The organism is Clostridium thermobutyricum DSM 4928, from assembly GCF_002050515.1.
GTDB lineage: Bacteria > Bacillota > Clostridia > Clostridiales > Clostridiaceae > Clostridium > Clostridium thermobutyricum.
The window spans coordinates 1-6,606 of record NZ_LTAY01000082.1; the positions used below are offsets into that span (position 1 = coordinate 1).

The following is a 6,606-nucleotide window of genomic DNA, read 5'->3' on the forward strand; positions in this document are numbered from 1 at the left end:
TTCCAAATCCAATAAAAATTAAATATACTTTTATTTATAAATAAAAAAAGCTAATGCAAAATTATTTTGCATTAGCTTTTAAATATAAATATTTTAAGCTTTTTCAAATCTAGTATTATATACAAATAATATTATAGCTGCTACTATTATTATTACATATCCTATTACATCATACATTTTAGGAAGCTTTCCCCAAACTAAAAATCCAAATATAGCTGAGAATATTACACCACTATATGTATAAAGTGATATATCTCTAGCTGGTGCAAATTTATAAGCATAAACAACTGTAAATTCTGCTCCTACAACAGCTACACTAGATAGCATTAGATATAAAAACTGTTTTCCTGTTAATGGGACATAACCATGTATCATAAATGGTAAACATAAAAGTGATGATATAAATGTATAGAAAAATACCACTGTAACTGGTTTTTCTATTGGTCCTAAATATCTCATTGTAGTATATGCTGCACCTGCTAGTACTGCACATGATAAAGCACATAATGAAGCAACTAATTGGAATTTGCTTCCTGATGGATGTATTATAAGAATTACTCCAATAAAAGCTAAAGCTATAGCTATTATATGAACTGGTTTTATTTTTTCTTTTAAGAATATAAAAGAAAAAATTATTACAAAGAAAGGACTAAGTTCTGATAACATACTTGCATTTGCTAAAAGCATATGTGATATAGCATATATATTTGCAAGTATTCCTACTGTCCCTACAACAGTTCTTATAATTAATGCTTTTCTACTTGCTTTAGTTCCAAAAAATGACCCTTTAGTTTTTAGTATTATAATGAAAGATACTACAATACTTAGTGAATTTCTATAAACTAATTTTTCAGCCGTTGGAACATGTCCTGCAAGTTTTATAAACACTCCCATTAAAGATAATAATACAGCAGTTAATAATATTAACCCTATACCCTTGATTTTGTCACTATTCATTTTTTAATCCTACTTTCTATATTGTGTATTTAAAAAAACAATATAGACTATATAAATTAGCTTTTAATTATAAAATCTACTAATTCTATATATAAAAATTAGTACTATAATTAAAGCTGTTTAAAGTATTTCTATGCAATTTTATAATTTTTTTAAGTTCTAAGAATTATTTTTAGCTTTTTGCTATACATATAAAATTCTAATAAAATTAATGAGCATCTAAAGCTTATATTATGTATATTTTTAGTCTAGTTTAATATAAAAAACTCATCTTTAAGCTCTATATGTTATTTAGAATTATACTACTAATCTCTTTTATTCTGTCCCCATTTATACCATCTTGCATAATAAAATCCCCCTAAATACAGTTTAAATTATATTTAATCTTTTATGATATATAATAAATTTTATCTATAATTTACATAAACCTAAATTTATAAGATAAAAACTAATTTATATGTCTAATTTATTTTTTACTAATTTAAAAAGTATCTTTTATAAAGTACTCTATTTAAAGACACTATAAATTTCCCCTTAATATAATTCTCATTTTTATTTTTATAATATATTACATTTTAATTAACAGTAATTTTTTCTTTTTTATATTTATCTTGGAAAAATCCTATTCTAGGATAGTCTTTTTTATTTAGATAGTCAATTACATAATTCTATTTTTTATATATTGTTAATATACTCTAACTTAAACTATTAATATACTCTAACTTAAAATGTACAGCACTTTAATTAACTGATAGTTACAATTTAATTTTTTTGATTTTCTTCATATTTTAATTATTAGCACAAATGTTAACCATTGATATATATTTAGCTATATACTATAATTTTCAAAGATACTTTATAAAGCAGGGAGGTAATCTACTAAAATTTAGTAGTATAAAACAATGAAAATACGTGTTCCTCATTATTTTAATGATTTTAAATGTATTGCAGATAAGTGTGAATCCACTTGTTGTGCAAACTGGGAAGTTGTAATAGATGATGAAAGTCTAGAAAAATATAATGCCGTAAAAGGTCCTTTTAAAGATGTTTTACAAAGTAAAATTACAACTAACTCTGAAAATGAAAATATATTCTTATTAAATAAAAATAGATGTTCCTTCTTAAACTCTAATAATACTTGTGACCTATATATAAATTTAGGAAAAGATAGCTTATGTTATACTTGCTCTCAATACCCAAGATTTATAGAGCAATTTTTAGATTTAAAAGAAATGGGACTATCCTTATCTTGCCCTGAGGCTGCACGAATAATTTTAAAAGAAGATAAAGCCTTGGAATTTATTATATCTTCAAATGAAGAAGTTATTACTGACATTCCATCAGATTTTGATAAAAAAGTTCTTAATGAGTTCTTATTGTCTAGAAATTTAATATTTAAAATTTTAAATGATTCACACATATCATTTAATAAAAAAATTACTATAATTCTTTCTTTTGTTAATGATCTTCAAACTAAAATTGATTTAGGAGATATGGAAGAAATTCCAGATGTAATAAAAGAATATGAGGAATTTTTAAAATATGGTTTTATAGAAAAAGTTTTAACTTATATAGAGGAAGAAACTCTAGAAAAATCTTTTAAGAAATCTAACCAATTTGAGCAAATTTATGATTATCTTAATGTTTATAAAGACTTTAAACAGCTAGATAATACTGATCCACTAAAGATAAATAGCTCTATAAACTTTATTGAAAATAATAAACTTCTTTATTTAAGTAAAAGAAATGATTTTAATGATTATTTTAAAGAAAATAATTATGCTTTTAAAAATATACTAGCTTATTTCATCTATAGATATTTCTTAAAAGGTTTTTTCGATTTTGATTTATCTTCTAAAATAAAAATTTCAGTAGTTAGTCTTTTAATTATTCGTGAGCTATCTATTATTCAATGGGTTGAAACTGGTACTTTAACAAATTCTGATTTTGTAAAAATACTTTATACTTCTTCTAAAAACATTGAGCATTTAGAAGAAAATATAGATGTTATGCAAGATATTTTTGAAACAAAAGATGATTTTAAAATATTAAATATACTAAATTTATTAGATTTTGATATATAAATTCTCATTTGAAGTAGAATTACAAAAATTATTGATGGAAAGATATTCTAATTAGTATTACTATAATTAAATATAGATTTTTAATTAAAGCTGAATCGCTATATTTAGATTCAGCTTTAATTAATATTATTTTTATTCTTAATCATCACTACATGTACAAAAAGAATTCTGTACTTCTATATACTCCTCTTTTGATAAGGATTCTAAATATTTATAAAAATGCTCTTCACTACAAAAATATCCAACTTTATTCTCAAAGTAATCTTTTTCTAGTTCTTCTCTACAATACATACACTTTTTCATATAATAGCTTCTCCTTTACACTTAAACTTTTATATTTTTAAGTTTTATTTTATCCTTAAGCAATAACTATTATAGACTTTTCTTATAATTTATCATAATTTTGTTCTCTCTTTTATATCAAACCTATCAGCATTCATAACTTTATTCCATGCATTAACAAAATCTCTCAAGAACTTCTCCTTAGAATCTGAACTTGCATAAACCTCTGTTATAGCTCTTAACTGTGAATTTGATCCAAAAATCAAATCAACTCTAGTAGCAGTCCATTTTTCTTTTCCAGTATCTCTATCAAATCCAATAAATATATTTTCATCATCTTCGCTCTTTTTCCAAACTGTAGACATATCAAGTACATTAACAAAAAAGTCATTAGATAAAACTCCTGGATTACAAGTAAATACACCATTTTTTGAACCTTTGTAATTTATATCTAATACTCTTAATCCACCCAATAATACTGTTAATTCAGGTGCTGTCAAATTGAGTAACTGAGCTTTATCTACCATTAATTTTTCAGCAGAAACGCTAAAATTATATTTTAAATAATTTCTAAATGCATCTGCTACTGGTTCTAATACCTCAAAAGATTTAACATCAGTTTGCTTCTCTGTTGCATCTGTTCTACCTGGAATAAAAGGAACATTCAAATACATTCCAGCTTTTTTAGCTGCTATTTCTATCCCTACATTTCCACCTAAAACTATAATATCTGCTAGACTAACTTTCTTTTTACCACTATGTTTCTTATTAAATTTATTTACAACAGATTCAAGTTTTAAAAGTATTCCTTTAAGTTTTTCTGGCTCATTTACTTCCCAATCTTTTTGAGGATCTAATCTTAATCTAGCACCATTAGCTCCACCTCTATAATCACTACCTCTAAAAGTAACTGCTGAAGCCCATGCTGTAGAAACTAATTCAGATACAGAAAGTCCAGTTTCTTCTATCATATTTTTTAATCTTTTTATATCATTCTTATTAATAATCTTAAAATCTACAGATGGAACTGGATCTTGCCAAATAAAATCTTCTTTTGGAATTTCAGAACCTTGATACCTAGATTTAGGTCCCATATCTCTATGAGTAAGTTTAAACCACGCTTTTGCAAAAACTCTTTCAAATTCTTTAGGATTTTCATGAAATCTCTTGGCTATTGGCCTATAAATTGGATCCATTCTTAGTGCCATATCAGCTGTAGTCATCATAGGCGCATGAGTCTTTAAAGGATCATGTGCATCTGGAACTGTTTTTTTAGCCTCTGGATCTGTAGGTGTCCACTGCCATGCTCCAGCTGGGCTTTTAATTAAATCCCATTCATATCCAAATAAAGTATCAAAATATCCTGTATCCCATTTTATAGGAGTTGGATTCCAAGCACCTTCTATACCATTAGATATAGTATCTGCTCCTTTACCACTTTTATATGAGCTAATCCAACCTAATCCCATCTCTTCAATTGGAGCAGCTTCTGGTTCTGGTCCAACATTAGTTACAGGTCCTGCTCCATGACATTTACCAAAAGTATGCCCTCCTGCTATTAATGCTACTGTTTCTTCATCATTCATTCCCATTCTTTCAAAAGTTACTCTTATATCTTTACCTGATTCCAAAGGATTAGGTTGTCCATCTGGACCTTCTGCATTGACATATATAAGTCCCATCTGAACTGCTGCAAGTGGATTTTCTATTTTATTATTTTCATCTTTAGTGCTCTCTAGCCACTTTTTTTCATTCCCCCAATAAGTGTCTTCTTCAGATTCCCATGTGTCTACACGTCCTCCAGCAAAACCTATCAATTTAAGTCCCATAGATTCAAATGCACAATTTCCTGTCAATATCATAAGATCTGCCCAAGAAATTTTATTTCCATATTTTTGCTTAATAGGCCAAAGAAGTCTTCTTGCCTTATCTAAATTAATATTATCTGGCCAACTATTTATAGGTGGAAATCTTTGATTTCCAGTATTAGCACCTCCACGTCCATCTCCTATTCTATAAGTTCCTGCACTATGCCATGCCATTCTTATAAACAAAGGACCATAATGACCATAATCAGCAGGCCACCAATCCTGAGAATTTGTCATCAAAGCTTTTATATCTTTTTTTATTGCATTTAAATCTAATTTATTAAATTCTTTAATATAATCAAAATTTGAATCCATTGGTGAAACTTTTTCTGAATTCTGACTTAAAACTTTTAAATTCAACTGGTTTGGCCACCAATCTTTGTTTAAATTTCCTTCATTAGAAGTAAATTTTTCAACATTCATATCTTTTCTTACTTTTCCCGTAACAGGACATCTTATTTCTCCCATAACACTTTCCTCCAATTTATTAATTTTAAAATCCGTTTTCAAACATATTTATATCTATATATATTTATAATAATTCTATAAGATGTACCTATTCATGAATTATTATGTATGAACAAAGCAATAGTCTACATACTTCTATTATCAAAATTTTTCTAACAAGTGTCCTTACGGTTAAGTTATTACACCTTTTTAGATATAAAAAAACAGTTTATAATGACATAACACTATAAACTGTTCTAATTTATAAAAATAAATCAAATCCTATATATAAATTAATAAATAAAAAGTACATTTAAGTACTCCTTATTTGTTAATTTTTCTTTTTTTATTTTAATTTCTTTATCTCATCAATGATTTTATATTTATTATATTTAATTACATGCTTATCAAGATTTTCATGATAATTAAAATATGCTCCATTATGTAAATCAAATTTACTTAACCAAGGATATGTAACAATTATATTATTACAACCTTTTTTACATACATTATAAATATCCTCCATATCATTTGTAGTTATTTCTTTCATTTTATATTTTTCTAATGCTGTTCCTAGCTTTCTTACTATATTTTCTAATACTTCTAAAGCTTCTTGTTTCTCTTCTTTATTATCTTCATAATTTAAAAAAGCTCCATTATGAATAAATACCATTCTATCTAATATATCTTTTGTTTCTTTAATCAATATATGTCTATGTCCTATCAAGTTCATTTCCTCTCTTCCTTTGTATTATTTAAAAATATTATTGTATAAATATATATTATACTTTTTACATTATTTATCAAATTAATACTTAATATGGATTGTTAGAACCAAAATTTAACTTTTACACTCATACTTTTCATTTATTATTTCTTTAAATTCTTATTTATAATATAAAAAAGTATTCAAAAAAGTGCTTAAATCTTTTTATTTCTGCATTTACCTATATTTTTTAATATCAAAT

The 6,606-nt window shown here is 25.5% G+C and carries 5 protein-coding genes; 1 reads left to right on the top strand and 4 read right to left on the bottom strand.

Going from position 1 to position 6,606, the window contains the following annotated elements; genetic code table 11:
- Positions 1–93 precede the first annotated feature (93 nt).
- Complete coding sequence (locus tag CLTHE_RS14125) at positions 94–957, bottom strand: DMT family transporter (RefSeq protein WP_080024029.1); 864 nt, start codon at positions 955–957, stop codon at positions 94–96.
- A gap of 902 nt (positions 958–1,859) precedes the next feature.
- Between CLTHE_RS14125 and fliB the strand changes: the two genes are divergently transcribed.
- Complete coding sequence (gene fliB / locus CLTHE_RS14130; RefSeq protein ID WP_080024030.1) at positions 1,860–3,041, top strand: flagellin lysine-N-methylase; 1,182 nt, start codon at positions 1,860–1,862, stop codon at positions 3,039–3,041.
- A 138-nt stretch (positions 3,042–3,179) separates the two neighbouring features.
- Here fliB and CLTHE_RS16915 read toward each other — a convergent pair whose 3' ends face one another.
- From CLTHE_RS16915 to CLTHE_RS14140, 3 genes are all read right to left on the bottom strand, one after another.
- The gene (locus tag CLTHE_RS16915; RefSeq protein WP_002599290.1) at positions 3,180–3,344 is read right to left on the bottom strand and encodes a hypothetical protein; all 165 of its coding nucleotides are present in this window, start codon (positions 3,342–3,344) and stop codon (positions 3,180–3,182) included.
- Between the two features lie 92 nt (positions 3,345–3,436).
- Positions 3,437–5,659 (bottom strand): catalase/peroxidase HPI, encoded by a 2,223-nt coding sequence (gene katG, locus CLTHE_RS14135; RefSeq protein ID WP_080024031.1) that lies wholly within the window; start codon positions 5,657–5,659, stop codon positions 3,437–3,439.
- 325 nt (positions 5,660–5,984) lie between these two features.
- On the bottom strand, positions 5,985–6,371 hold the full coding sequence (locus tag CLTHE_RS14140) for a hypothetical protein (protein ID WP_242945656.1): 387 nt from the start codon (positions 6,369–6,371) through the stop codon (positions 5,985–5,987).
- Positions 6,372–6,606: the final 235 nt, after the last annotated feature.

Coding starts and splice junctions, on each gene's coding strand:
- fliB (WP_080024030.1), top strand. CDS start 1,860: ATGAAAATACGTGTTCCTCATTATTTTAATGATTTTAAATGTATTGCA.
- CLTHE_RS14125 (WP_080024029.1), bottom strand. CDS start 957: ATGAATAGTGACAAAATCAAGGGTATAGGGTTAATATTATTAACTGCT.
- katG (WP_080024031.1), bottom strand. CDS start 5,659: ATGGGAGAAATAAGATGTCCTGTTACGGGAAAAGTAAGAAAAGATATG.
- CLTHE_RS16915 (WP_002599290.1), bottom strand. CDS start 3,344: ATGAAAAAGTGTATGTATTGTAGAGAAGAACTAGAAAAAGATTACTTT.
- CLTHE_RS14140 (WP_242945656.1), bottom strand. CDS start 6,371: ATGAACTTGATAGGACATAGACATATATTGATTAAAGAAACAAAAGAT.